Source organism: Azohydromonas lata (assembly GCF_034427735.1).
GTDB lineage: Bacteria > Pseudomonadota > Gammaproteobacteria > Burkholderiales > Burkholderiaceae_C > Azohydromonas > Azohydromonas lata.
This window is the reverse complement of the sequence record NZ_JAXOJX010000001.1, coordinates 345,709-371,689: the sequence shown is the minus strand read 5'-3', so window position 1 is coordinate 371,689 and position 25,981 is coordinate 345,709. Positions and strand designations below refer to the sequence as shown.

Below are 25,981 nucleotides of genomic sequence, written 5' to 3'. Positions count from 1 at the left end.
CGGCGTTTCAAGCTGATCGTGGACGCCGTTTCAGCGCCATCGTGGACGATGGGGGACGCGCAGGTGACCTTCTGACCGGGCTCATGCTCGCCGCTTTTTGCGGTCCGAGCCGATGCCCACCAAGAGAGTCCCGATGCGACGAATACGAGAAGCGCTGCGCCTGCACCTGCAGGCCGGACTGAGCTACACCGAGGTAGGCCGCGCGCTGAAGATTTCCAAGAGCGGAGTTGGCAAGTTCGTGTCGCTGGCCCGTGTGGCCGGCCTGGACTGGGAGGGCGTCCAGGCGCTGAGCGACGAGGAACTGGAGGCCCGGCTGTACCGCCCGCCGCTGCCACGCAGCAGCCACCAGCTCGAACCCGACTTCGGCTACGTCCACCAGGAGCTCAAGCGCCCGGGCGTGACGCTGATGCTGCTGTGGGAGGAGTACACCCGGGCCATGGCCGATGCCGGGCAGCCGGCGTACAAGTACACGAGCTTCTGTGTGAAGTACCGGGCCTTTGCCCAGTGCCAGAAGCGCTCGATGCGCCAGGTGCACATCGGCGGCGAGAAGCTGTTCGTCGACTACGCCGGCGCCACCGTGCCGATCGTCGACCCGCTCACCGGCGAGATCAGCGCCGCGCAGATCTTCGTGGCCACGCTGGGCGCGTCGAGCTACACCTTCGCCTGCGCAACGCCACGGCAGACGACGGCCGACTGGATCGGTGCCCAGGTGCGCGCGCTGGAGTATTTCGGCGGAGTGCCCAAGCTGATCGTGCCGGACCAGACTCGGTCGTTGATCAAGCATCCCGACCGCTACGACCCAGTACCCAACCGGCTCTACGAGGAGTTCGCCCAACACTACAGCACGGCCATTTTGGCAGCCCGCCCAGCTCACCCGAAGGACAAGCCGAAGGTCGAGGCCGCGGTGCTCCTGGTCGAGAGATGGATCTTGGCGCGGCTGCGCAACCGGCGCTTCTTCAGCCTTGGCGAGCTCAATGGCGCCATCGCCGAGCTGCTGGAGGAGTTGAACCAGCGCCCGTTCAAGAAGCTGCCCGGCTGCCGGCGCAGCGCCTTCGAGCACCTCGACGCCCCGCTGCTGCAGCCACTGCCGCCCCGGCGCTTCGTCATCAGCCGCTGGAAGCAGGTCAAGGTCAACATCGACTACCACGTCGAGTTCGAAGGCCACTATTACAGCGTCCCCCACCGCTTCGTCGGCCAGCGGCTGGAGCTGCGCGCCACCGATGCGCTGCTGGAGTGCTTCGCAGCCAACCAGCGCGTGGCCTGCCACACCGTCAGCCCCGTGCGCGGCGGCTTCACGACGGAGGCCGACCACATGCCGGCGTCGCACCGGGCGCACCGCGAGTGGACGCCGGCCAAGCTCATTACTTGGGGCAAGCGCATCGGCGCGAGCACCGCCGCGGTGGTGTCGTGGCAGCTCAAGCACCGCCCGCATCCCGAGCAGGGCTACCGCGCCTGCCTGGGGATGATGGCCCTGGCGCGCCGCTACACGGACGAGCGGCTGGAGGCCGCGTGCGAGCGCGCCATGGCCATCCGCGCGCCCACGCTGCGCAGCGTCACCAACATCCTCAGAAGCGGCCTGGACCGCCAGGGTGCCTTGCTCACCGCCTCGGCCTGCGCCCACCCCGTCATCGAGCACGAGAACGTGCGCGGCCCCGACTACTACCACTGACCCCCACGGAAGGAAGACCCTGACCATGCTCACCGAACACACCCTGGAGCAACTGCGCACCCTACGCCTGGACGGCATGCTGCGCGCCATCGAGGAGCAGTCCACCAGCACGGCCGCCGCCGAGCTGTCGTTCGAGGACCGGCTCACGATGCTTGTGCAGCGCGAGATCGCCTGGCGCGACAACCGCCGCGTCGCGCGGCTGCTCAAGGCCGCCAAGCTCAAGGTCAGCGCTGCGTGCATCGAGGACATCGACTGGCGCACCAGCCGCGGCCTGGACCGGGCGCTCGTCACCGCGCTGGCCGGCGGCGACTGGATCCGCCACGGGCGCAATTTGCTCATCACGGGCGCCACGGGCTGCGGCAAGACATGGCTGGCGTGCGCCCTGGCGCACCAAGCCGTGCGCGGCGGCTTCTCGGCGCTGTACGTGCGCGCCGCGCGGCTGTTCGAGGAGTTGAAGGTGGCGCACGGCGATGGCAGCTTCACCCGGCGGCTGACCCAGCTGGCCAAGCTCGACGTGCTCGTGATCGACGACTTCGCGCTGTCTCCCATCGGCGCGGCCGAGCGCAATGACCTGCTGGAGTTGCTTGACGACCGGGTCGGCACGCGCTCCACCATCGTCACCAGCCAGGTTCCCGTGCGCGCTTGGCACACGTACCTGAACGATCCCACCCTGGCCGACGCGATCCTGGACCGCGTCGTTCACTCCAGCCACAAGATCGAGCTTAAGGTCGGCAAGTCCATGCGCGACAACGACGGCGCGGCCAAGGCATGAGGAGAGAGCCGCGGTCGGCTATTTCACGCTGATCGTGGACGATTGAGTACCATCCAACCTACACCTCGCGCGCTTCCCCAGCGCGCCACCGACGGCGCCTGATTCGCCGTCCACGATCAGCCTGAAACGGGCGTCCACGATCGCTGAAATCCGCACCCAGGCGACTTCAGCGAGTCCCGGTCAACTCCGCGTGGTCATGATCCAAGGGCTCCGAGCTCTCCCTGCCTGCAGTGGCACTGCCCGGCGGCGCGCACGTCGCGCACAGCACTGCGAACTCCCGGTCTTCGTGCATGCGGGCACTGGCGAACCAAGGCTTGGAGGTGTCCTCGATGTCGTACACGTGGAGCGTCACGTGAGGCACGGAGCGGTCCACCGATCGGCCACAGGCGCAGCAACTGGCGTGCAGGTGGAATGGTGGCCACGTCGCCTTGAGGCCGAAGACTTGCGCCATCTGCGGTTCCTTGTGCTCCCAGCACGGCAGGCCGCAGAAGTCCAGTGACCTTGCCCCCGAAAAACGTAGTTCTTGCCTGATGGTCCAATCAGAGCAAGGAGCTACTGGATGAAAGAGAAGCAGACCCGCGCCAGGTACACGCTGGAGTTCAAGCTGGAGGCGGTCAGGCTGGTCAATGACGGGCAGTCGGTAGGCGTGACGGCGAAGGTCCTGGGCATACCCAAGGCGACTTTGAGCAACTGGGTGCGTGACGCGGCCAAGGGGACGCTGCAAGGCGCTGGCGACAAGGTCGTGAAGCCCGAGCAGATGGAGATCGCGCGGCTGCGTGCCGAGCTTGCGCGCGTGAAGATGGAGCGCGACATCCTGGAAAAAGCGACGGCGTACTTCGCGAAGGCGCGGGGGTGAAGTACGCCTGGATCGAGCGTCAGGGCCAGCAATGGCCGCTGTCGCTGGCCTGCGAGGTGCTGCGCGTAAGCGTCAGCGGGTACCTGGAACATCGACGCCGGCGCGACGCACGCAAGCCCAGCCGGCCGGGGTCGGGCAGGCTCAGCGACGAGGTGCTGCTGGTGCACATGCGAGCCATCCATGCCGAGGTTCGTCAGGAGTACGGCTGGCCGCGGATGTGGAAGGAGTTGCTGGGGCGGGGTCACCGCGTGGGCAAGGAACGTGTGCGCCGCCTCATGAGCCAGCACGGCATCCGGGCCCGCGGCAGGCGCAAGTTCGTCGTCACCACCGACAGTCGGCATAACTTGCCAGTGGCACCGGACCTGCTGCAGCGCAACTTCAGCCCCGCGGCTCCCAACCAGGTCTGGAGCAGCGACATCACCTGCATCCCGACCGACGAAGGTTGGCTGTACTTGGCTGCCGTGCTGGACCTGCACAGCCGCCAGCTGGTGGGCTGGAGCATGAAACCTTACATGCAAACCAGCTTGGTCACGGACGCGCTGCGCATGGCCTGGTTCCGGCGCCAGCCCGAGCCCGGGCTCGTCTTCCACTCCGACAGGGGCAGTCAATACTGCAGTCACGAGTTCCAAAGAGTCTTGCGTGGCTATGGCATGCGTTCCTCGATGAGCCGCAAGGGAAACTGTTGGGATAACACCCCGACGGAAAGCTTGTGGGGGCACCTCAAGGTTGGCAGACTGCACGGTCGCAAGTTCGCAACGCTGCGCCAGGCGATGGACGAGGTCGTTGCTTGGATGACCTTCTACAACCATCGCCGACTGCATTCCTCGCTGGGCTACCTGAGCCCTATGCAGTACGAGCAACGCTGGCATGCGGCGCAGCACAAGAACGCCGCATAGAACGAGGGCTAAGAACTACGGGAAACAGGGGCAAGGTCACAGCAGCACCTGACTGGCCAGCATGTGGATGGCCTTCCCCGGCTTGCCCGTCACCGCATCCGGCCCGACGCACTGCGTGCGCCGCGACAGCTCCATGTGGCGCAAGAACACGGTTTCGCCACAAGTGCCGCAGTGCCGCCCCGCCAGCAGTGCTCCACTCATTGCGCCAGCAGCTGTTCGGCAGCCGCCAGCACCGCCAGGTCGCGCTCCCGGCCAACGGCGATCTTCGTCATCCCGATCAGCTCGCGGGCGCGGGCGAAGTCGGCCCAGCAGGTACGCACTGTTTCGTCGCAGAAGGCACCCTGCCCGCCCAGCGGCTGCATCAGGAAGAACGCCGTGCCGGTGGTGGAGCCTTTGAAGAGTTTGGGCAGGAAGCCCGTGACGCGGCAGGCATAACCGGTCTCCTCCAGCACCTCGCGCAGGGCCGCCTGCTCCGGCGTCTCGCCTGGATCGGGACGCCCCTTGGGGAACGTCCAGACGTAGCCGCCATAGTGGCCCGCAGGCTCGCGCAGCAGCACGCGGGCTTGGCTGTCGAGCACCACGCCTCCGTAGGCGTCGGCCCTCGGTATCGTCGCAGGCATGCGCCGGCGCTTGATGGCACCCACTGCCTCATACGCCGGGTCGTCTTGCAGCCGATACAGCACCGACCAAACGTCCTGGTAGAGGTCCGAGCGCCGGCGTCCCTGGCGAGCAGCCACCTCGGACTTGAAGTTGGCGTAGTCAATATCCGAGGCGAGCCTGGCCAAGGCCGCCTGGACCTGCTCACGCGGTGCGCTGGCGCGCCAGGCGTAATCAGTGCCCTGCCCTCCCATAATCGGCCCGAGCGTCGGTAGCGCAGTCTCGCGCAGCGCCTCCAGATCGCTGCGTACCCTGGCGCGCACGGTCAGCGTGCCGGCGGCCTCGTCGCCGTTCTTGCACACGATGCTGAAGAACCCCAGCGGCGTGATGATCCACATGGCCTTTGCCTCCTGTACTTGGACTTGGTGTTGTTGGTGCTGGATGGCCAGATGCGCATGCAGCGTGAGCGGCCCCAGGCCGCCGCGGATGAAATTGTCGTTGGCCAGAGGCTCATGGCGTGAGCCTGTGGCCCCAGCTCACGCTGATAGCTTTACAGCCCTTCTCACACGCCGGTCGGCATGCTTAAGACGCATCGAGCGACCATCTTCGCCGTGTACCTGGGTAGCAATAGCGGCGGCGCTTGCGACTTACCACTCCTCTTGCGCCATCGCAAAAGCCAACGGGTCCAGCGCCAGGTTGTCTGCAAGCCATTCCCGTACCATCGAGTCCGGTACCAGCGTCACGCAAACCCCGCCGGTCTTGCCGGCGGGTACACGGGGCGGCCAGTCCAGCATTTCCAGATCCATGCCGTCGAAATACTGCGCAAGTGGCTCCTCAGCTGCCTGGCCGAAGAGATCGCACCACTGCCCCAGGTCGGCAACGGCCAGCAAACCGACCGTGTTCGCACGGGCGTGAGCTACGGTGCTCACCGCTGCGCGCAGCTGCGACAACCCTGACTTCAAGGCATTCCGGCTGGCACTGGCCTTGACCTCCAGCAGTACGGTCGTGCGCCGCTCGTGCTGGAACACGCCGTCGAGCTCGCGAAACCGCTGGACGTAGCGGTTGTCCGGGCTTCGCTGCTCCCAGCGCAACACCCTCCAAGGCGTGACGGCATGGTGGCACTGCATTTGCGCGCGAACCCGGTCTTCCACGAGCCGGGTGAGCTCATGCCGCGGGTCGCGCACCTTCTCTGCCGAATTGGCCTTGGCCATGCAGGCGTGAAGAGCCATGTGCCGCCTGTAGCTGGTCGCATCTGGCGGCAGCAGCATCACGCCCTTGATCGATGACATCCGACTCCCCCTCGCACGTTGAACTTGTCGGGATGGACGATCGCGTCATGGCTTCGTCCCATAGCAGCAGATTGCCAGCCGCGAGGCTCACCACGTGAGCCTGCAAGCAAGCCGCTGAAGAAAAATTTGAGGGTCGGATTTCTCGTGAAGGTTCGTGTGTGGGGCCAAGGACTCGTTGCATGCCGACGGCCTTGTGCAAGAGACGTGGCAACAGCCGGTATACCGTTGAGAAAAGGCCTGCCTCAGAGCGAACAAGCCATTGGCATGGCTGTCCTTCAAGCAGCCCATGCTGAGCTGAACGATTGACGAAGGCCGTCCTCGGTGAACCCGGCGAACCTGTGAGTCCGTGCGGGGCTGTTGATCTGGCTGGCCGGAATGGCCAGCCCGGATCAGGTCGCAACAGGTATCGCGCAAGCGGCTCACCCCGCACGGCAAGTGCCGCCGCCTGGTTGCCTCGCAGCAGCTCAACCTTGGCGCGCACAAGCTGCCACTGGGCGGCGTCGATATCACATGCGCCGACCTCGTACTCGTGCCACTGAGAACGGGAGCTTGAATGCGCCAAGTCGGCCATGGCTTGCAGCGACAGGCCGGTGGCCTTACCCAATGCTCCGGCCCTGCTCAGCCGTAGCCACGATTTCCGCGCGGGGCAGCTTGCCGCTGAATCAGTCGCGGTAGCCAGCCAAGCTCTGCAGCCACCAAGTGCCTTTCGGCAGCGGGCTGGGTGGTCATGGCCACGCACTGGATCATGCTGCTTGGCCGAGGGCCGCGCGGCGCAGCAGCAGATTCGCTACGCCGGATGCGCTGGAGTTCGGCCAATGCCGCGGCATCGTTATCCGAAGAGCCAGCCGCACGCCCAACTCATCGAGCCGCCTCATTGTTTCGCGCAAGCCCTGACACCTGGACTGCAGCTGCAGCCACCGCGCATCGGGACCGGCAAGCAGGGCCTCGAACGCCAGCCAGACTCCGTCGGCCTGCGGCTCCTAGACTGGCAGTATCGTCAGACCCTCGGTCCGTTCGTCCAGGCCGGCCGCTCGTCGGGTTCAACTTCCACCAGCCGCCGCACGGCAACGGCGCAGGGGAACGCTGCTCACCTCGGCGCATCGAGCAGCATGCTTTCCACGCTTTCGTAGACCAGCCGCGCAAGCACCGTGCCAGGCAGCACCTCGCGCAGTAACTTCTGCACATCGTCGGGGATCGCCGTGACATGGACCTTGCTCACGCGTCGCCTCCATCAGGCTTGGGCGCCCGCAGCGGCTGGACATGCAGGGCATAGAGCTGGGCGAGGACCCGGCGCATGTCGTCGGGCAGCCGTGACCATGCCTCCTTTGCGATAGCTTCCGGCATGCCAAAACGTGCCTCGGCGATGGAGCCCGCCATCGCCGCCAGCGTGTCGCTGTCGCCGCCAATGGAGATGGCGTTGCGGATGGCGTCCTCGAAGCCCGTGGCCTCCAAGGCGCACACCAGGGCCTGCGGCACCGAGCGCTGGCAGCTCTCGTCGTGGCGGTAGGTCGGCCGGATGCTGTCCACCGTCATGGACAGGTCGTAGCCAAAGCGGGTCGTGATCTCGCGTCGGATCTCGTCCGGCGCGGCGTCCTGCCGTGCCAGCCAGATGGCCGCCGCGGTGGCCGCCGCACCCTTGAGCCCCTCAGGATGGTCATGTGTCACGCGCGTGACGTGGTCCGAGAGCGCCAAAGCTTCCTCCAGTGACGTGGCCAGCAGCGCCGCTGGCGCCACACGCATCGCGGCCCCGTTGCCCCAGCTCCCATAGGGCTTGGGGCCGTCATCGGCCAGCCACAGCGCGAAGCGCTGTCCCCAGCCGCCGTTGTCCCAGTAGCGCCGACCCCAGTCCTGCAGCGCCCGGACCGGATCGCGCTCGTTGACCAGCGCATCGGCCACTGCCACGGTGCACACGGTGTCGTCGGTGAAGCGCGATCGTTCATGGAAAAGCGGACCGAAGTCCTTGGTGCGTCGGTTGGCGAACTCGTAGACGGAGCCGGCGATGTCGCCGGCAACAGTGCCAAGCATGTGTAGAGCTCCGAGGGCAATGTGGTTGATAGATAGACGATCTTTTCGCCGCGCCGGTCGCGCTGGCTTACGCCATGAGCCGCTCACCTGCCGGGGTGGCGAGCCATGGGGATGGGCTTGGGTGCCAGACGGCTGGAAAGGATAATTTTCATCACTTGTTTACGACATCATACTGTCATATATTGCAGCCATGAGCACACAAGCCCAGGCCGAACTTGAGCGCTACTCGCTGGACGAGCTCGCCGCACTCGCCGGCGTGACGGCCCGCACGGTGCGCTACTACATCGCGCAGGGCTTGGTGGACCGGCCGCATGGGGAAAAGCGTGGCGCGTACTACCTGCGCCGCCATCTGGAGCAGCTGTTGGTGGTGCGGCGCTGGAGCGACGCGGGCTTGAGCCTCGAGCGCATCCGCGAGCTGCTGGCCGGAGCACCCGAGGACCCGCCACCCCGGGCCGTGCGGCCAGGGACGGTGGAGGTATGGAGCCGCGTGACGCTTGCCGATGGGCTGGAGTTGCACGTCGAGCCTTCGCGCGCGGGAATGGATCCGCAGCAGTTGCGAGATCTGGTGCGCGAGGTGACGAAGCTCTACCGCGCGCTGCGTACGCCCCCTGGCGAAGGCGGCGACACCGAGGACTGAAAAACCGCTTGCGGCAGCCGGCCCAAGAACAGGAGGAGCCGATGAAAGTGCAGTCAACCCATCCCGCCGCATCCGAAGCCGTGGCGTCCCCCTTCCTGTTGCGCGCGCATGCCGCCGCGCGCATCGAAGGAGCGCTGTTCGAGACGGTCCTGACGCAGACCTACGCCAACACCGGCCAGACGCCGCTGGAACTGATCTATACGTTCCCCCTGCCCTCGCAGGCGGTGTTCCTGGGCCTGGAGACACAGCTGGGCAACGACCTTGCCAAAGGCGTGATCCTGCCGCGCCGCCAAGCGGAGCAGCGGTACGATGTCGCGCTGCAGGAAGGGGACACGCCGGTGATGCTGGAGCGCGCAGAGGACGGGCTGCTCACCGCCAACCTGGGCAACCTGGCGCCGGGCGAGGAGCTGGACGTCACGCTGAGATGGGGGCAATGGCTGCAGGTCGAGCAAGGGCGCATCCGTGCCGTGATTCCGACCGTGGTGGCGCCGCGCTTCGGCACGCCCACGGTAGAGCCACAGCAGGCCACTGCAGCGTCGCTGCAGGCCGAGTACCCGCTGCAGGTGACGCTTGACGTGCTGGGTGAGCTGGCGAGCGCCGAGGTGGCGTGCCAGACGCACCGTGCCTCCATGCGGCTGCAGGCGGGAGCGCTGCGTCTGACGCTGCAAGGCGATGCGGCCCTTGACCGCGACGTGGTGTTCACGCTGCAGCTCGCGCCCGAACAAGCGCTGGGTCGAGCGCTGCACGGACGTGACGAGGTGGCCGGCAGCGATCACCATGTGGCGCTGGCGGCGCTGACGCTGCCTGAAGCGAGCGAGCGCGGGGCCATCGCGCTGCGCCTGGTTGTGGACTGCTCGGGCTCGATGGGTGGCGACGGTATCGCCTCGGCACGTCGAGCCTTGCTGCGCGTGGCCCGGTGGCTGCGCCCCGGTGACCGCGTGAGCTACAGCCGATTCGGTTCGACGGTGGCACACGACATCGCGGGGCTGCAGGTCTGCGACGAGAGGGAACTTGCACGGCTGGCACGCCACATTGAGGCCACCGATGCTGACCTGGGCGGCACGGAGATGGAGCAGGCACTGCATTCAGTGTTTGGCCTTGGCGGCGCGGACGCCGGCGAAGAAGCGGACGTGCTGCTCATCACCGATGGTCAGGTGTGGCAAGCCGAGCCTCTTGTCGAGGCCGCCCGACGCAGCCGGCACCGGGTATTTGCCATCGGCGTGGGTTCGGCCCCGCGTGAGGGTCTGCTGCAGCAACTGGTCGAGGCCACGGGCGGCGCCTGCGAGTTCGCCACCCCTGGAGAGAGTTTGGAGGAGGCGGCGGACCGCAGCCTGCGTCGCATCCGGCAGCAGCCATGGCATGCCCTGCGCATTGAGTGGGATGTACGGCCGCAGACTGAGGACCCGCTGCCCGCGACGGCCTTTGGCGGCGACACGCTGCTGCTGCAGGCGCTTTTCGCCGGCACGCCGGCGCGGCAGGTACAGCTTCTGGCACGGGACACCCGGGGGAGCGAGGTCCGGTTGGCCTCAGTGGAACTGCAGCAGTCGACTCAACCCGAAATCCTTAGTCGCTCGCTCGCGGCGCGGCGGCTGAGTAGGTTGCAACAGAACGCCGAGGCCGCCGTGTCACTGGCGCTGGCCTACCGGCTGCTCACGGCTCACACCTGCTGCGTGCTCGTGCATGAGCGGGCCGTGGACGGCAAAGTGCTTGATCCGGCTGAACTGCAAGCCGTACCGCCCATGATGGCTGCGGGTTGGGGCGCCACGAGCAGCGTGCTGGCCAGCGACGCCGCCGTATGCATCCGCGCTTGCCAGACGTTCCGGGACCCGATTGCCGCTGCGTACTACGCCGTACCGCCCGTGTGGCGCAGTGGGCGCTCGGCTGCAAATCCAGGAACCAACATGCCCGACCAGTTGCGTGCTGGGTCGCAGGACTTTGAAATCCCGGCCTACCTGCGCAAGCAGGTGCCGACTTCGCCGCAGACCGTCAGCGCGACATGGCTGTGCGACAGCGTCCAGCGCTTTCTTGACGCCCTGGCAGCGGGCGCTGGCACCACCGCGGCGCTGGAGGCAGCCGAACTGGGCGGCGTACCGACTGAACTGGAGCAGGTTCTGCAACAACTGCAGTCGGAGAGTTTCTCGCGCCTCGATGCCTGGCTGGCGCTGGCCACCTGGCTGATGGATCAGCCAAACGTGACTACACCGAGATGGAGCGGAGCGTCGCTGCCTGGGATGCTGTCGAAACAGGGTCAGGCCCGGATGGAACGGCTGCTCGAAGTCGTCGACCAGCATGTCCGCTTGATGCCCACGGCTGCGGAAGCGACCACGACGATGGGCGGACGCTTGAAGCGATTCTTGAGCGCCCGTCACATGTAGTCCGGTGGAGCCTTGGCACGCCTGCCTGGTAAGGCGGGCCGGAATTTGTGCTCGCCACCGAACTATGAGTAAGAGCAGTGGACGGTAACCGGAGGGCCCAAACACCGTGCCCCGGGCCGGTGGGAGCGCACCGTGTCCACGGGCATCATGACTTGCTTCGGGCCGTCGACTTCCATCGCCGAAGAACCCGACGTCGGGGCCAGCGCACGATTCGCATCAAGAGTCCGTCCATGCAGGGAAAGGTGGCCCTTTTTGTGCTGGATGCGAGGCTCGACACCGCAGAAAACTGCCGCAGTTGCCATTTGAGTGGTTCAGGGCTGCCAGGCCTCGCGCGGCGGATTTTAGACCGGCCTTGCAGTATTTAGACCAGCTATACACTAATTCGCTGCGCAAAACATTTCACTCTAATCGCACGCCGCCCAAGTTCCGCTTGTCAAGCCCCGCACCCGAAGTAAGTCACTTCAGGGATATTCGCTTTTAAACGCCTGCCCACACTGCCCCGGTCAACAACAACACGCGGTCGGTTTATGAAGCACACTTTTCCGATAGGGCTGGCACTTGTCCTGGCGGCTTTCGCAAGCCATGCGCAGCAGTACGACATTTATGACCTTGGACCTGTGGGCGGCTCGATTTCAACGGTGGTCAATGGGATGAACAACAAATCCACTGTAGTCGGCAGCGCATCGTTTGATATTTTTGGTGGCAGTCGTCCCGCTATATTTAAAACAGGGATGCTTCCTGAGCCGATATACACTCCATCGTATGGCGAGGCAACTGCGATAAATGATCGCGGAGAAGTGGTTGGCTTTTACATCGAAAACTCAACGACTTACGGCTTTGTCACAAGCAAGGACATTGTCAAGACGATCCCATCCATTGAGGGCAAGGATATGCTGCCACTCGCAATTAACAATAAAGGAGAAATAGTAGGTATTAGCCGCGGGTGCTGTGATGGTCTGACAGGGGCATGGGTCTACCGAGATGGGAAAATGATTGACATGGGTGCCTTGGGTGGCATCTCGGCGGCATTCACGTCAATCAATAATCGCGGCGACATCATAGGGACTCGCTCCACTGTTGACGGCGGAGATGCATTCATCCTCAGCAATGGCAAGATGAAAAGCATTCTGCCAATACTAAAAACAAGCGGCGCAGCGCCAAAGTCAATCAATAATCGAGGCGATGTTGTTGGGTATATGAGCAGCGGGGTCGGTACCGTCATAGGTTTTGCGATCGTTAACGACAAGCCATATAGGATTGAATTTGGGCAGCACGTAAGCGGGAATGCGATATCAATCAATGATAACGGTCAAGTGGTTGGGTGGCATTACAGTAGAAGCTCAGTTAATTTGGCGGGCTTCATCTGGGAAAAAGGAAGGATAACGGACATCCAAGACTTGCCGGACGTTCAGGTTGCTGGTTGGAAGGTTATTTGGGATGCTCGCGCGGTCAACAATGAAGGTGTGGTTTTCGGGACTGGATATCGCGATTTCAACAAGTGGCATGGATACATGCTAGTGCCGCGCAAAGAGTATTCTCAGCAGCAATAAAACGCCGCGTTTTCCTGCCGCGTGCCTGCACTCACGGCAGAACTACCTTTTAGAGGATGTACAACCGCGTGCGGACGCCACGCTGATCATACCTAGTGAGGCTGGGCAGCCCGTGCTGCTCAGGAATCATGACGGCGCGTCATCGGGTAGCGGTGGTTATTCCGTTTATTGGCGTATACAAGCGCCAATATTCAACGATACTTTCCGTTAAGCCAGATAGCGCAGGCGATGGCCTTCCAACGCTTGGAATATTTGATTTTCCTTTAATTATCTCGCCGACCAAACTATCCAGCAACAGGTCTAGTAGCCCCATGAAACCACATTTTCTTTAGAAAAATAGGACTTACGCAAAAGAAACTCCATAATATTTTTCGAGTTGGTTATCTGGTCGAGTAAAATAGGGGCCCACTCATGCGCGAGGAACTCTGTGAAGCCAACTCGTCGTGATTACTGTCAGTTCATTCTGTCCAGTCAGATCAATTACACGCAAACGTATTTTGCAGACCATCATCCGCACTTCTCGCACGATGCCATCAACCGCTATTTGCAGGACGACAACGTAACCCCCGAGGAGCTGTGGAATAGCGTCAAAGACGTCATTGAATATGACGATGACGCTTGCTTGATTTTTGATGACAGCGTCCTGGACAAAAACCACGCCCACAAGATCGATTTGGTGCGTCTGCAGTACAGCGGCAACGCTCATCGGCTGATCAAAGGCATCGGCCTGGTCAACTGTCTGTACGTCAATTTGAGGACGGGGCGCTATTGGGTTATCGACTGGCGCGTTTACGCACCCGACGAAGATCACAAGACCAAGTTGGCCCATGCCAAAGAGATGTTCGATAACGCCATCCACAGCAAGAAGCTGCGCTTTCGCACCGTGCTGATGGACTCGTGGTACGCCACCAAGGAGCTGATGAAGCACCTCCATGCCTCGGCCAAGCTCTTCTACTGCCCGCTCAAGAGCAACCGCAAGGTCGATGACAGCGGCGGCGAAGAGCCCTACAAGGCAGTGAGCGAATTGCAATGGACGTCAGAGCAAGCCGCGCACGGCAAATTGGTCAAGGTGCATGGATTCCCGGGGGACTTCAAGCTCAAACTGTTTCGGGTCGCGGTTGAAAACAGCCGCACGGAATGGATTGTGACGAACGATTTTTCTCAGGATTCAACTGACGGCACCCGAGAAATGTGCGCCGTGCGTTGGAAGATTGAGCAATATCACCGGGAAGTCAAGCAAGCATTAGGCATCGAGAAATGCCAGTGCCGATCAGCACGCGCTCAGAGAAACCACATTGGTTGTGCAATGCTGGTTTGGGTGCATTTGTCTGACTTGGCTCGAAAGCTGAAGAAGAACATCTGCAGAATCAAAAAGGAGATGCTATCGAGCTACATGAAGCAAGAACTGAAGAATCCATCAGTCCGAATGGCGCACGTCTGAAGTAGCGCCGAAAACCGGGACTTCGGCGCTAGCTGAAGGCGTTCTGCGTAAGTCCTAAAAAAAGACAGGTTGACAGCTGCACGCATACTTGACAAGGTAAAAAAATCACAACTCAGTGATTGCGTGAATATTTCACAATTCTTAGCCGCAGCCGATCAATATGCGTGCTTAGGGAACATCGACACGCTAAAGCAATATAATGCTATGGCCGCGATGCCGACACACCGTCTTGGACAAGATAAAATAAGCTTGTCTCCAGAGTCCCAACGTTACTAATCACACTAACGCCGTGACTAGATTGAAGTCTAGCAAACTCACAACAAAGAAGGTCGTAGTCGGAAAAACTTATATTAATTCCAAATCCTTTAGAAAGTACAGCATCAAGCACAACATATACGTTTGGATCAAGCATTCGCAGTAGTTTCGAGCCAAATGCAATGCCCATGTAATCCACTCCACTTACCAGATGATTCAATACATCCCCCGGCGTCAAGGTGGGGGCACGACCAAAATACAGACCTAGCCCACCCATAACTTTTGCGCCGATATTAACACCTGCTCTTGCAGCCGCATTCATCATAGTTTTGTGCAGTTTGTACCCGCCACCCCAATAATAGACGGCTTCGATAAAGCGAGCTGCGTTTGAATTGGTGCGATTGGAATCGAAGTACCGACCCATAAGTTCCGTATCTAGCGGGCCAGGACGCAGTGCCCCGATAAAATTGTCTTTGCAATATTTGCCAGCAACGGGGTCAAAAAACAAGTCGCCTACAGTTGGCACGAAAGTCCCAGAACCGCATATTCTTGGTCTCCGATATTGAACTTGATGCGCCATTCGCAGCGCATTGACCGTAAATTCAAAACCAAAAATATTCAAAATGGGACTGCTTGTAGGGAAATCTTTGCTGCAACGCACAACGTTGTCATTGCAAAAAATAGGCAAGTCTTGCGGCAGAGTGGCTCCGACACACTGGGTACATACCCACCTCCTGCCTTTAACCTTTGGGCCCTTGTTTTTTGCTAACCTCTTATGTGTAGCGGCATTGACCCAGGCGTCAAGCTGATGAGCGCAGTTATGGTGAGCCAATTTAGGCATGTCGGACAGAATATCCAAGTTGCGCATAAATTTTCCTTATTTATTGCTTTAGTTTGGAAGGTCAGTTGCACTCAACTGACACACTTTGTTGATCTCATAGCGGTCGGCGGTTCGCTGCACCTCACGTGCAAGTTCATCACGCAACTCGATTGGCTCGACTACCTCTACCCGAGGCCCAAGTCCAAGCAGCCAGCGCCTCAACTGTACGGTTTCCATCACAGTGGACTTCAGTAGATAGACACCTGCATACTCGTTTACAAGTGTTTGATCCAAAGATAATGGCGATTCCTGTACCCACTCTGCCGCGCCATCGAACAAGCGGACTACGAGGTGAATGAGCTTATTGCCTCCGAATCCCATAGCCCCCGATTCAATCCAAGCACTCAAATCAAAATTTTCAATACCTGAGGGGCGATCAAGCATTTCTGCGCGCTGTACTCGATGCATTTTTACAGTGCGTACATCCACGTGGCCGTCAAAGCGCACCGGCAAATATAAACACTGGCCGAACTGCACCAACCCCAGCGGCGAAACTGCGTACTGCTTGCCTTTTTCCTGACCGAAACGCTGATATGTAATGCGAACCTGCCGACCCAACAGTACGGCTTCAGTAAGCGTGGCATGGACGGATTTGGAAACCTTAGGGGGAATTCCCGCCGGCCCTGGCGCAACGATGCGCACCCGTTCCGGCCACCGGCGCAGCGGCAGGTCGTGAAAATGCTGCTCCAGCTTGCTGCGAGCCTCGCTCACGTAAGGCTGCAAAGATTCCATTACGCTGGGCGGCAATACGCCGTCTAGGTAAGTGGCCAGCATCTGAAAGCTCACCGCTTCGGCCCAGTCCATGCCCGACAGCGACAAGCGCGGCGAGCCCGCACGCCAGCTCCAGCCATATGGGCGGCTGCGAGCGTCGCACTCAATGGGGTAGGCCTGCGCCAGTTCTTCGAGGTCGCGCTGCACCGTGCGAGCCGTCACCTCGTAGCCGCGGGCCACGAGCCGTTCACGCAACTGTGACGTCGAAAGTCGACCCGTGCGCGGCAATAGCAGCAACAGGTCCAGCAAGCGCTTGAAATTGCGGTCCATCAGGCTTGAGGGACGCCGCCTCGTCCTAGGCCTACATCAATCGGCAGCGAGTTTTGGGCCATGTCTCTCAACTCCTCGTACAGCAAGCGGTCAGGCGCTGAAACCGCCACGCAAGTCAACATGCGGCACACCACGGTCCAGGCAGGCCTGGGGCCGGGTATGAAGGTCCCAGTCCTTATCGGCCAATTCCTGTCGGTGTTGAGCGTCAGCGTGCAACTCAACCCGAGATCTCGGAAAAAGCGAGCTGATGGCCCGCGCAACTTTTCCGTGCTCCAGCAACGCCAATCGCCACGAGGACCCGGCTGCGTCGGCATAGACAGCGCCGCGGTCGATGAACAGGCGGGACCGGTGCAGGCGCAACGCTGGCGTCGGGGTGTGGCCGACGTAGGTCAGCGCCAGCCCGGCTTCGTAGGGCGTGTCAGAGACCATCAAGTGGTCACCGGCCAGGCGGGCTGGCGGGCACTGCGCGCAGCACCTGTCCGCCTCGTAGGCGAGCTTGCGGCTCCACAGTGCGGCATCGGCACGGGTGCAGGGCAGCGGGCCGAGCCGGCCAAGGCTCGCCTGCAGCGATTGCGGGGTGCCGTCTGCGGCTCGCAGCTTGCGCAGCAGCGGGAACAGGTCCGTGTGCGCAACGTTGAAGGGCATGTCCGTGTCGTCAACCATGAGCACCAGCGGCAATTGCTCAACAAGCGTGGCCAGTTCTGCAAATTCCTCCAGGTCGCGCCGCGTGGCCGACTCCAGCAGCGCCTCGGCCCAGGCACCACCGTTGTCCGTGAACTCCTGGGCGTCGTGCCAGTCGCTCTCGCGGCGGCCGAGCCAGGTCAGCAGCATGGCCTCGTGGTTGCCAAGGCACGCATACACCCAGGGCTCGCGCAGCAGCCGCAGGCACTCCAGGCTTTGCGCGCCGCGGTCTATGAGGTCGCCGGCCAGCAGCAGCCGGTCGCCGGTGGCGGGGTCGAAGCGCACGGCATCCAGGGCCCGCACAAGGGCGCCGTGGCAGCCGTGAAGGTCGCTGGCGACGAAATCGCGGCCACGCGGGTTGGCCGCAAGATGCCGAACCGCGGGCACCGCGGCGGAGTCAGGGCTCGTCATGTGCAATCGGCAACTCCAGAAGATGCGAGGGCCGGCATGATCGAGCCGCCCTGCGACAACATCTGTCGCATGCAGGCCACAGAAGCCACAAGCCTGCAAGCGACAGGATGCGTCGCAAGCGACGCGCAGCATGGCGGCCTTCTGAACAGCACCGGGAGTGCGCGATGGCATTGTGTCAAGGCAAGTACATGGGCAGGACGCACCAGGCCCCTATCTACCGCTGCGCTCACTGCGGTGCCCACGGTTGCAACCGCGACGGCTGCACCAACCAGCGATTTGCGTGGGAGAACGGCCGCTGCCTGGCCTGCGCGTCCTTCAACACGAAGAAGCCGGCCTGAGCCGGGGATGTTGCGCAATGGATGACACGGACATCGGGACGGCCCGCGGGCAGCGCGAACGTCTGGTCTTGAGCGCCGGCCCCAAGCTGTGCTGGACCCGGTACGTGGATGCGCAGGACGGATCGCAGGCCGGCTGGGTCACCTCCGACACGACGCCCGCAGCCCACACGCGGCTGTTCGACTCCGTCGAGCTCGATGCGGCGCTGACGCTGCGCGACGTGTTCTTGCTGGTGGGCGACAACCCCGTGCTGCGCGCCGTGCTGCACCGCCAGTGGATTGACGACCTGATGGCGCGCGCTGCGCCTGCCCTGGCAAGGCCGAGGCGTTCCGCTGGCGACTATGCGCCCCGTGGAATCGAGTTTCTGGAACTGTTTCGTGCACTGGACAGCCACAGGACGCGCAACGCGGTCGGGGGCTTCAGCCGGCTGCACCTGCACGGCGTAGGCTTTGAGCTCCGCGAGGACTTGCTCCTGGAAGGAGAGGTGCTGGGCGCGCGCGGTACGCGCATCTGCTGGGGCGTGGGATGCGCTTCGCTGGACGAACTGATGGACTTGCCGCTGCGCCTGGCGCAAGAGGTGGTCGTTGTCGAGGACGACGCGGCATGTGACGAGTGCGGTCGCGAGGTGACCCGGTTTCGATGCAGCGATGCAACGTTGGGGGAAGTGCTGCATGGCGTGTTCTGGGGACTGTCCTTCTTTGGCGGACAGGCCGAGATCGACGAACTGCTGGAGATGCTGACGTTCGACGACGAAACGCCGGACCGCATTGACGTCCCAACGCTGCTGCGGCGCATCGGCCAAAGCGCGACGCCGCGGCACGGAGGCTGCCCCACGTGAGCACGCAAACAGGACAGGATGCACCCGCGATGCCGAGCGAGCCGCCTTTGGCTGATCGCTGCACGCCGTCGGACGCCATTGAAGCCTTGCAAGCTGAGAACGAGCGCCTCTCCCGCCTGGCCGACATCGCGCTGGACTTGGTGGAGCGGGCCTGCCGTGAGGGCGATCCGCAGGCCACCGTGATGAAAGTGCAGTTGCGGCTGCGGCTGGGATTTGGCGCGGCCCTGGCAGCCTTGCAGGAACTCGACCGGCGGGGCCGGCTGCAGGGGTTGGTCAAATCTCCGCACCTGCAGTGCTGCAATCCAGCGGGTGAAAAACCCCAAGCCGATGCCTCCCAGGGCGAAGGATAGAAACCATGCCTCGGCTTCTCGAACACATCGATGCCATCGCCCGCAAGCAGCGACGTGACGTCCTGTACGTGGAATTCCACGACACGGATGGGTGCGCTGTTGACTTCAGCGCCCTGCCCTTGCGCCGGCAGATCACCGAATGGCTGGACAGCCAAGGAATCAGGTGGCAACCCTGCGGTGGCGTCGCCAGCGAACACCGCCTCAGCGCCTACGCGGGGCAGATCTACATCGACCTGCCTTTTGACCCGGAGGACCCCGGCTTTCGCAAGGTGCAGGCGTACCTGGAACACCCGGACGGCACCATGAAGTTTCATGGCGCCACCTTCTATGCACTGCCGCTTCAGGTTGCGATGCGCAATGCGCATCACGACGAGCCAGGCTTTTGGGAGCGCTGGGCAGACAGGTTTTGACTGCTGGATGCATGCACTGCTGCACGGGAACAACTGTCAATACGGCCAGCCCCCCATGGCCGATAACGGCAGAAGTCTGAGGGTTAAGGTAGCCACAAGCAATGGCCGTCTCACTCGTCAAAAGTAGAACTCTTGCGTCGCCCGGTAGCACTGCGCCGGGCGCTGGCGTCCACGCTTTTCCTCGCCCTCGACGGCCTCGAAATCAATGCCTTCACGCTCCTTGAGGCGGCGGCGGAACGCGGCCTTGTCCATGGTCGTGTCCAGCACGGCTTCGCAGGCGCGCTGAAGCTCCGTCAACGTGAACAGCGGGCTTAGCAAGTGCAGCGGCAGCTTGCGGTCACGCACCTTGGCTCGCAGTGCCTGCAGTGCAGCCTGCACCATGCTGGCGTGGTCGAACGCCAACTCCACGTCCGGTGAATTGGGGTCTATCCACGCCACGGCGTCAGTCTTGTGCATGGCGACGGCTGGCACCTGGTCCTTGGGCAGCAGTGCCAGGTAGAGCACGCTCAGCGACCAACCACGCTCGTCACGGCGATCTCCGGAAAATACGCGCACCTGCTCCAGTGGCACGGCGTCCAGCCCCACCTTTTCACGCAGCACCCGCCGCGCCGTGTCTTCCATCGAACTGTCCTGGCTCGGCTTGAGCAGTCCGCCCGGCAGTGCCCAGTTCCCTTGCGCGGGCGCCAGGGCGCGCTGCGTCACCAGCAAACGCAACCGCTGCTCTTCATCAAGACAGAACAGGGCCACATCTGCCATCACCAGCGGAAAAAGCTGTTTTGACATATTGACTCAATGCAACTATATGTGCACACTTATGTGCACATTGACAATAAGTGTAGCCCAACGAGGTTGCACGCACAGCGATGACAGGGCGCTTCCAGCACCCTGCCTCGCAGCACCGCTGCTGACCTTTTGCATCACGAGGGAGCCCGACCATGAACCCGACACATCCGATCTCCGACGCGTTCTTCAACGACCTGCGTGAAGGCTGTCTGCAACCTTTGCTGGCGGCGATCAAGTCCGACGACACGCTGCTGCTGGGTTTGCGCGGCAGCTACGTCTCGATCTACTACCGCGGCGGCGAGTTGCTGACCGTGCGGCCCGCGGCGCACGGCTACCGCGCCCGCTTCAACAAGGATTACGACCGCGAAGGCTTCCTGCCGCAGCGGCTGCAGCCCTACGGCGGCGAGGTGCTGCTGGAGAAGCCCATCAGCAGCTCGGCGGGAGCACAGGCCCTGGTCAACGTGTTGCACGAGCTCAAGCGGCTCATGGACGTGCATCCCAAGATCCAGTCCGCACACGAGCGCGAGTTCCAGCAGCTTATTGCGCGCGAGAACAACCGCACCCGCGCTGCCGGCGAGACGCCCTACTTCATCACCGACATCGAGCATGCCAACGGGGATGCGCGCTTTGACATGCTGGGCGTGCGTTGGCTTGCCAGCGACCGCAAGCACAGCGACCGGCTGCTGCCGGTGCTCGTCGAAGTGAAGTACGGTGCCGCAGCGCTTGAGGGCCCTTCTGGCCTGGTAGCTCACCTGGAAGACCTGCGCAAGCGGCTGTCCGACGCCGCCTTCCTCCAAGCGCTGCACGCCAATATCGCCGGGCAGTTCAACCAGTTGGCTGAACTGGGCCTGCTGCGCTTCAATCGCAGCGAGGCCATAGAGAGCTTCACGGTCAACGAAAAAGCGTTCGAGCGGCTGCAGGTGGTGCTCGTCCTGGCCGGCTACAACCCGCGCTCCAGCAAGCTGGGCAAGGTATTGGAGGAGATCAAGGCTTTTGCCAGCGATGACATGCCCTTCGAGCTGTGCTTTTTCCAAGCCACCTTTGCCGGCTACGCCATGCACGACTGCGCCATGCTGTCGCTGCAGGAGTTCCGCACATTAGTCGCTGCGCTGGGAGCCAAGCACTGATGGAACGCCTGGACACGCACGCTGCGCCCGGGCCGGGCACGTTGCCCTCGCCTGCCAATGTTTCGCGCTTCCAGGGCTGCCTGCTCGGCGGCGCGGTGGGCGACGCGCTGGGAGCCCCGGTGGAGTTCAAGAGCCGTGAGCAGATTCTCAAGCGCTTCGGACCGGCGGGCATCACGGCACTGAAACCCGCCTTTGGCGGCATCGGCCGCATTACCGACGACACGCAGATGACCCTGTTCACGGCCGAGGGCCTGCTGCGCGGCTGGGTCAGGGGTTGCCTCAAGGGCATGGCGTCCTATCCGGCCGTGGTTTCCCACGCCTATCTGCGCTGGCTCAGTACGCAAGGGCTGCAACCGTCTTGCACGACTGTCGACGTCACCTACCCCGACGGCGACGCCGGCTGGCTGCTGCAGCAGCCCGCGTTGCACAGCGCCCGCGCTCCGGGCCGCACTTGCCTCATGGCGCTGCAATCCATGAAGCAGCTGGGCGAGCCGGCGCGCAACACCAGCAAGGGCTGTGGCGGCGTGATGCGCGTGGCCCCTGCCGGGCTGTTCGTCTGGAGTGAGGAGCGCGGCGAGAACCCGCGCAAGGCCTTCGAACTGGGCAACGAGCTGGCAGTGCTCACCCACGGCCACCCCACCGGATCGTTGACGGCTGGCGTGCTGGCCGTGCTGGTCCAGCAACTGGCCGATGGGCGCTCGCTCATCGAGTCACTGGACACGGCGCTGGCCTGCCTGCGCCAGCATCCCGGGCACGAGGAAACGTTGCAGGCACTGCAGGAGGCCCGCTCGCTGGCTCGCTCCAGGCTTCCGGCCGAGAAGGCCGTCTTCTGCCTGGGCGAAGGCTGGGTCGCCGAGGAGGCACTGGCCGTGGCGGTCTATTGCGCCCTGGTGGCGCAGGACTTCCGCCATGGCGTGTTGCTGGCCGTCAACCACGACGGCGACTCCGACTCCACCGGCGCCATTGCCGGCCACCTGCTGGGCACGCTGCTGGGCGTCGGCGCCATTCCACCGGAGTGGCTCGGCCCGCTGGAGCTGCGCGAGGTGGTCACCGAGGTGGCGCAGGACCTGCACGACTACCCGGGCTGGCGCATCGGCGAAGGCTGTGAAGACACAGAAGACAGCCGTCGCATCTGGAGCCGCTACCCGGGGTTTTGATCCCGGGGAATTCACACTCCCGGGGAACGGCGCGCCGCTGCGGCTCGCCATGCCCCGCCACGCCAACGAACGCCACGAGGGACGAACGCATGCGCGCATGCATACACCGCGGAAGCCAACAGATCGGCGGCAGCTGCGTCGAGGTCGAGCACGAGGGCAGCCGGCTGCTGCTGGACTTGGGGCTGCCGCTCGATGCGCCAGCCAACACGCCCGCCGCGCTGCCCGCCGGCTTGGCGCTCCCGGGAGATTGCGGCGAATCCGGGTTGCTGGGCATTCTCATCTCCCATCCGCACCTGGACCACTATGGGCTGCTGGCGCATGTCCCGCCGGCGATTCCAGTGGGCATGGGTGCCGCGGCGCGCCGCATCCTGCAAGCCGCAGCGCCTTTCCTGCCCGGCCAGCCGCCGCTGCCCGCACCGGGCTGGGACTACCAGTCAGGTCAAGCCCTGCACATCGGTCCCTTCACGGTCACACCCTACCTGGTAGACCACTCGGCCTACGACGCCTACGCGCTGTTGATCGAGGCCGGCGGCGAGCGGCTGCTCTACAGCGGCGACTTTCGTGCGCATGGGCGCAAGGCGCAGCTCTTCGAGCGCATGGTGGACAGGCCCCCCAGGCACATCGATGCACTGCTGCTGGAAGGCTCGTCGCTGGGCAGGCTGACCGACGACGCGCAGTTCCCCAGCGAAAGCGACATCGAGGCGCAGCTGGTCACGGAGTTCAAGGCCACGCCCGGCATGGCGCTGGTGCACACCTCGGCGCAGAACATCGACCGCGTGGTGTCCGTTTTCCGGGCCTGCAGGCGCACACAGCGGCGACTGGTGATAGACCTCTACGCCGCGGCGATTCTGCAAGCCACGGCCAACCCCAGGCTGCCCCAGTCGCACTGGCAGGACGTGGCGCTGTTCGTCCCGCATTCACAGCGCGTGAAGATCAAGAAGGAAGGCTGGTTCGAGCAACTGCAGGCCCACGCCGCGCATCGCATCTACCCGGAACAGCTGGCCGGCCTCGCTGGCGAGCTCACGCTGCTGTTTCGTCCACTGCACCAGCGCGACCTGGCCGATGCGGGGTGCCTGGCCGGCGCACGCTACATCTACTCGCAGTGGGAGGGCTACTGGGAGCAAGGCAGCTACGACGATGTGCGCGAGTGGCTGGACCAGCACGGCATTGCCCGCGTCCCGCTACACACCTCCGGCCACGCCAGCCCGGTGGACCTGCGGCGCTTCGTGCAGGCCCTGGCGCCGGGCAAGGTGGTGCCCATCCACAGTTTCCGTGCGGATCGCTATCCGGAATTGTTCCCGCGGGTCGAGCCGCATGCCGATGGCCAATGGTGGCCGGTGAAAGGGGCGGCGTGAGCACAGCCGCTGCGCTGCACGCCGCCGCCGTGACCGATGCGGGTTGGCGCTGGCGCGTCAACCAGGATGCCGTGTTGCTGGCAGGCGAGGTCTGGAGCGATCCCGGCCCGCGCACGGCTTGCTGCGAGCTGCGCGCCGGGATGCTGGCGGGCGTGGCCGACGGCGCCGCCATCGCGCCCTGTGCCTCGCGGGCCAGCCGCACGGTGTTGGAACTGCTGAGGGTGCAGGTGCAAGCCGCGCAAGGCCTGAGCGCGGCAACGGCCCGCACCATCCAGCGCCTCATGACCGACCGGGCCGCCGGCACGCGCTGCGAGGGCACGTCCTCCACCCTGGCCACCATGCGCTTTGCGGGTGGACAGGTTCAGCTACTGTGCGTGGGTGACTCCCGCGTGTACCTCTGGCGTGACGGCCAGCTGCGCCAGATATCGGAGGACCACACGGTTGCGCGCCGCATGCTCATCGAAGGCGAGATCACGGCCGAGGAGGCCGCGCAAGCGGCCAGCCTCTATGGCGACCTCGACAGCGCGTTGACCGCCTCCGAGCTGGAAGATCGGTTCGACGTCTTCTTCGAAACCCATGCGCTGCGGCCTGGCGATGCGTGGCTGTGCTGCACCGACGGGCTCACGGCGGCACTGACGCAGGCGCAACTGTGGCAGTGCCTCGCCACGTCAGGCACAAACGACGTTGGTCAAACGGCGAACACCTTGCTGCAGGCAGCCAGGAACCAACGCTGCAGCGACGACAACATTAGCCTTGTCCTGGCCGCCGTGCTTTGAGCTGTTGCCATTCAACGATCGGCTCTCCACCAAAATCTTCATCCAGCAATAGACGTATCACATGGCCTTGATCGCAACCCTTCCTGGCGCTCCCTTGGACATCATTGGCGACGTGCACGGTGAGTACGCCGCGCTGGCCACTCTGCTGCACCGCCTGGGCTACGACGATCGTGGGCGGCATGGCGGTGGACGCCGCCTCGTGTTCGTAGGCGACCTGTGCGACCGGGGCCCCGACAGTCCGGCCGTGGTCGACTTCGTGCAGCGCGTGGTGCAGGAGGGCCGCGGCCACGCCGTCATCGGCAACCACGAACTCAACTTGCTGCGCGGCGAACGTCGGGAAGGCAACGACTGGTTCTGGGGCGAAGGATCGCACCACGACCGCAAGTTCGGTGATTTCGTCAGCGTGCCCGCCGCTCGCCGCGCCGAGATCGCCTCCTTCCTGGGCAGTCTCCCGCTGGTGCTCGAGCGCGAGGATCTGCGCGTGGTCCATGCCGCGTGGTACGTGCCCGCGGTGGCTCACCTGCGCAACGCACCGTCCGAGGCGACGCTTGCGGCGCAGTTCGACCACTGGGAACGCGTGTCCGACGCGGCCATCAGCGACGCGGCGTTGCGCCGGCTCGTCGCCGAGGAGATGCAGCACTGGGGCGCCTTGCTGCACGACCCCAACGCCGAAATGCCGATGCTGCATGGATGCGCCCGCAGCGACGCCTTGTGGCAGATGGGCAATCCGCTGCGCGCACTGACCTCCGGCATCGAGCGCGAGGCGCAGCAGCCATTTTTCAGCGGCGGCAAGTGGCGTTTCGTGGACCGGGTGCGCTGGTGGGAGGAATACACTGACACGGTACCGGTCGTCTTTGGACACTACTGGCGCCGCCCGCAAGGCTCGGCGATCAAGGCCGGTCCGGACCTGTTCGGCCCGATCGATGCCACGGCGTGGCACGGGCCGCGCGGCAACGTATTCTGCGTGGACTTCTCGGTTGGGGCGCGCTTCCTGGAGCGCAAGCCTACGGGCGTGCCGGGGCAGGCCACCAAGCTTGCCGCGCTGCGCTGGCCAGAGCGCACCCTGATTTTTGACACCGGAGAAATGCACCACGCGCCGGCTGACCAAGATCAGCCACTGCGCCCTGTCCTGGACATCTCACGTTGGAAAGGCAACCCACGAACATGACAACTCGCGAAGTGAATGCGTGGCGGGCAGGTGTGCGGTCTTCGGTTCACCGCCCACTGGACGGCACCTGTCCCTATCCTCGGTCTTCAGCGGAAGAAGCGGCGTGGCTGAACGGGCGTGCCGAAGGCAAGGCCTATGCGGACGGCCTTGCGGTTCGCCCAGAGGTTCGTGAGGTCGCCGGCATTGCCGAGCTCACTGCGTCATGGGGGCAGTCGATGCGGGCTTCCGAGAAGGAACTCGCCAGCCTGTATCCTGAATTGTCGCTGCAAGACATTGCCTGGCTCGAAGGGCATGATGACAGGTAAC

Annotated in this window: 25 protein-coding genes; 16 read left to right on the top strand and 9 right to left on the bottom strand. The window is 63.6% G+C overall.

Annotated features, from left to right (window positions below):
• The first annotated feature begins 112 nt into the window (after nucleotides 1–112).
• From istA to SM757_RS01710, 3 genes are all read left to right on the top strand, one after another.
• Nucleotides 113–1,669: an IS21 family transposase gene (istA, locus tag SM757_RS01720; RefSeq protein ID WP_322463977.1), complete on the top strand. Its 1,557-nt coding sequence runs from the start codon at nucleotides 113–115 to the stop codon at nucleotides 1,667–1,669.
• Between the two features lie 25 nt (nucleotides 1,670–1,694).
• The gene (gene istB / locus SM757_RS01715; protein WP_322463976.1) at nucleotides 1,695–2,441 is read left to right on the top strand and encodes an IS21-like element helper ATPase IstB; all 747 of its coding nucleotides are present in this window, start codon (nucleotides 1,695–1,697) and stop codon (nucleotides 2,439–2,441) included.
• A 559-nt stretch (nucleotides 2,442–3,000) separates the two neighbouring features.
• A protein-coding gene (locus tag SM757_RS01710) for an IS3 family transposase (RefSeq protein ID WP_322463975.1) occupies nucleotides 3,001–4,193 on the top strand; the annotation gives its coding sequence in 2 pieces (ribosomal slippage) (nucleotides 3,001–3,259 and nucleotides 3,259–4,193; 1,194 coding nt in all).
• A 36-nt stretch (nucleotides 4,194–4,229) separates the two neighbouring features.
• On the opposite strand, the gene SM757_RS01705 is transcribed toward SM757_RS01710, so the two are convergent.
• From SM757_RS01705 to SM757_RS01685, 5 genes are all read right to left on the bottom strand, one after another.
• A complete protein-coding gene (locus SM757_RS01705) occupies nucleotides 4,230–4,394 on the bottom strand; it encodes a hypothetical protein (protein WP_322463974.1) in 165 nt (54 codons plus the stop codon).
• Entirely contained in the window at nucleotides 4,391–5,188 is a 798-nt protein-coding gene (locus tag SM757_RS01700) for an NUDIX domain-containing protein (RefSeq protein ID WP_322463973.1), read from the bottom strand. Before SM757_RS01700 ends, SM757_RS01705 begins: the two co-directional genes overlap by 4 nt.
• Before the next feature lie 249 nt (nucleotides 5,189–5,437).
• Nucleotides 5,438–6,079, bottom strand: a complete 642-nt coding sequence (locus tag SM757_RS01695) for a hypothetical protein (protein WP_322463972.1) — start codon at nucleotides 6,077–6,079, stop codon at nucleotides 5,438–5,440.
• A gap of 1,087 nt (nucleotides 6,080–7,166) precedes the next feature.
• Nucleotides 7,167–7,298, bottom strand: a complete 132-nt coding sequence (locus tag SM757_RS01690; RefSeq protein WP_322463971.1) for a hypothetical protein — start codon at nucleotides 7,296–7,298, stop codon at nucleotides 7,167–7,169.
• A complete protein-coding gene (locus tag SM757_RS01685; protein WP_322463970.1) occupies nucleotides 7,295–8,104 on the bottom strand; it encodes an ADP-ribosylglycohydrolase family protein in 810 nt (269 codons plus the stop codon). The genes SM757_RS01690 and SM757_RS01685 overlap by 4 nt, the downstream gene beginning before the upstream one ends.
• A gap of 190 nt (nucleotides 8,105–8,294) precedes the next feature.
• Here SM757_RS01685 and SM757_RS01680 point away from each other — a divergent pair, with 190 nt between their 5' ends.
• From SM757_RS01680 to SM757_RS01665, 4 genes are all read left to right on the top strand, one after another.
• Nucleotides 8,295–8,741: a MerR family transcriptional regulator gene (locus SM757_RS01680; RefSeq protein ID WP_322463969.1), complete on the top strand. Its 447-nt coding sequence runs from the start codon at nucleotides 8,295–8,297 to the stop codon at nucleotides 8,739–8,741.
• An 8-nt stretch (nucleotides 8,742–8,749) separates the two neighbouring features.
• Nucleotides 8,750–11,116, top strand: a complete 2,367-nt coding sequence (locus tag SM757_RS01675; protein ID WP_322463968.1) for a VIT and VWA domain-containing protein — start codon at nucleotides 8,750–8,752, stop codon at nucleotides 11,114–11,116.
• A 527-nt stretch (nucleotides 11,117–11,643) separates the two neighbouring features.
• Nucleotides 11,644–12,666 carry a hypothetical protein gene (locus SM757_RS01670; protein ID WP_322463967.1) on the top strand — a complete coding sequence of 341 codons (1,023 nt, stop codon included), beginning with the start codon at nucleotides 11,644–11,646 and terminating at the stop codon, nucleotides 12,664–12,666.
• Between the two features lie 427 nt (nucleotides 12,667–13,093).
• Nucleotides 13,094–14,107, top strand: coding sequence for an IS701 family transposase (locus SM757_RS01665; RefSeq protein ID WP_322463966.1), 1,014 nt, complete (start codon nucleotides 13,094–13,096; stop codon nucleotides 14,105–14,107).
• 202 nt (nucleotides 14,108–14,309) lie between these two features.
• Here SM757_RS01665 and SM757_RS01660 read toward each other — a convergent pair whose 3' ends face one another.
• The 3 genes from SM757_RS01660 to SM757_RS01650 all read right to left on the bottom strand — a co-directional run bounded on the left by SM757_RS01660 (nucleotide 14,310) and on the right by SM757_RS01650 (nucleotide 17,375).
• Entirely contained in the window at nucleotides 14,310–15,230 is a 921-nt protein-coding gene (locus tag SM757_RS01660; protein ID WP_322463965.1) for a hypothetical protein, read from the bottom strand.
• 21 nt (nucleotides 15,231–15,251) lie between these two features.
• Nucleotides 15,252–16,283, bottom strand: coding sequence for a helix-turn-helix transcriptional regulator (locus SM757_RS01655; protein ID WP_322463964.1), 1,032 nt, complete (start codon nucleotides 16,281–16,283; stop codon nucleotides 15,252–15,254).
• 90 nt (nucleotides 16,284–16,373) lie between these two features.
• Nucleotides 16,374–17,375: a metallophosphoesterase gene (locus SM757_RS01650; RefSeq protein WP_322463963.1), complete on the bottom strand. Its 1,002-nt coding sequence runs from the start codon at nucleotides 17,373–17,375 to the stop codon at nucleotides 16,374–16,376.
• Between the two features lie 355 nt (nucleotides 17,376–17,730).
• On the opposite strand from SM757_RS01650, the gene SM757_RS01645 reads away from it, so the two are divergent.
• The 3 genes from SM757_RS01645 (at nucleotide 17,731) to SM757_RS01635 (ending at nucleotide 19,309) form a co-directional block, all read left to right on the top strand.
• A complete protein-coding gene (locus SM757_RS01645) occupies nucleotides 17,731–18,549 on the top strand; it encodes a hypothetical protein (protein WP_322463962.1) in 819 nt (272 codons plus the stop codon).
• Nucleotides 18,550–18,635: 86 nt separating this feature from the next.
• A complete protein-coding gene (locus tag SM757_RS01640) occupies nucleotides 18,636–18,899 on the top strand; it encodes a hypothetical protein (protein WP_322463961.1) in 264 nt (87 codons plus the stop codon).
• A 5-nt stretch (nucleotides 18,900–18,904) separates the two neighbouring features.
• On the top strand, nucleotides 18,905–19,309 hold the full coding sequence (locus SM757_RS01635) for a hypothetical protein (protein WP_322463960.1): 405 nt from the start codon (nucleotides 18,905–18,907) through the stop codon (nucleotides 19,307–19,309).
• 117 nt (nucleotides 19,310–19,426) lie between these two features.
• Here the strand turns inward: SM757_RS01635 and SM757_RS01630 are convergent, their stop codons facing one another.
• Nucleotides 19,427–20,092 (bottom strand): NUDIX hydrolase, encoded by a 666-nt coding sequence (locus tag SM757_RS01630; RefSeq protein ID WP_322463959.1) that lies wholly within the window; start codon nucleotides 20,090–20,092, stop codon nucleotides 19,427–19,429.
• Between the two features lie 152 nt (nucleotides 20,093–20,244).
• Here SM757_RS01630 and SM757_RS01625 point away from each other — a divergent pair, with 152 nt between their 5' ends.
• The 6 genes from SM757_RS01625 to SM757_RS01600 all read left to right on the top strand — a co-directional run bounded on the left by SM757_RS01625 (nucleotide 20,245) and on the right by SM757_RS01600 (nucleotide 25,980).
• Nucleotides 20,245–21,219, top strand: coding sequence for a hypothetical protein (locus tag SM757_RS01625; protein WP_322463958.1), 975 nt, complete (start codon nucleotides 20,245–20,247; stop codon nucleotides 21,217–21,219).
• Nucleotides 21,219–22,376, top strand: coding sequence for an ADP-ribosylglycohydrolase family protein (locus SM757_RS01620; protein ID WP_322463957.1), 1,158 nt, complete (start codon nucleotides 21,219–21,221; stop codon nucleotides 22,374–22,376). The genes SM757_RS01625 and SM757_RS01620 overlap by 1 nt, the downstream gene beginning before the upstream one ends.
• 89 nt (nucleotides 22,377–22,465) lie before the next feature.
• On the top strand, nucleotides 22,466–23,731 hold the full coding sequence (locus tag SM757_RS01615) for an MBL fold metallo-hydrolase (protein ID WP_322463956.1): 1,266 nt from the start codon (nucleotides 22,466–22,468) through the stop codon (nucleotides 23,729–23,731).
• Nucleotides 23,728–24,507 (top strand): PP2C family protein-serine/threonine phosphatase, encoded by a 780-nt coding sequence (locus tag SM757_RS01610; protein ID WP_322463955.1) that lies wholly within the window; start codon nucleotides 23,728–23,730, stop codon nucleotides 24,505–24,507. Before SM757_RS01615 ends, SM757_RS01610 begins: the two co-directional genes overlap by 4 nt.
• Before the next feature lie 61 nt (nucleotides 24,508–24,568).
• On the top strand, nucleotides 24,569–25,675 hold the full coding sequence (locus SM757_RS01605; protein WP_322463954.1) for a metallophosphoesterase: 1,107 nt from the start codon (nucleotides 24,569–24,571) through the stop codon (nucleotides 25,673–25,675).
• Nucleotides 25,672–25,980, top strand: a complete 309-nt coding sequence (locus SM757_RS01600; RefSeq protein WP_322463953.1) for a hypothetical protein — start codon at nucleotides 25,672–25,674, stop codon at nucleotides 25,978–25,980. Before SM757_RS01605 ends, SM757_RS01600 begins: the two co-directional genes overlap by 4 nt.
• Nucleotide 25,981: the final 1 nt, after the last annotated feature.